Source organism: Pectobacterium jejuense, assembly GCF_026800125.1.
GTDB classification, from domain to species: domain Bacteria; phylum Pseudomonadota; class Gammaproteobacteria; order Enterobacterales; family Enterobacteriaceae; genus Pectobacterium; species Pectobacterium jejuense.
Genome location: NZ_JAPQKX010000061.1, coordinates 1 through 241, shown reverse-complemented (window position 1 = coordinate 241; position 241 = coordinate 1). Strand labels below are relative to the sequence as shown.

General features: G+C 63.5%; 1 protein-coding gene. It reads right to left on the bottom strand.

Features of this window, described 5'->3' with window-relative positions; genetic code table 11:
• On the bottom strand, window positions 1-241 hold a 241-nt coding region (locus NXT09_RS22460), incomplete at both ends, for a cadherin-like domain-containing protein (RefSeq protein ID WP_268581207.1).

Here is a 241-nt window from a genome sequence, read left to right as displayed (position 1 = left end):
CCCTGGTGACGATCGACTGGTCCGCCGTCACCGGCGCATCATTCACCGGGGTGATCCCGATGCTCACCGTGCTGGTCGTCGTCCCGCCGTTACCGTCCGACACCGTCACCACAAAGCGGTCATTACCGTTAAAGTTGGCGCCCGGCGTATAGGTGTACTGCCCGGTGGCCCCATTTAACGTCAGGGTGCCGTTGGCCGGCGGGGTGCCGACGGTATAACTCAGCGTATCGCCATCCACGTC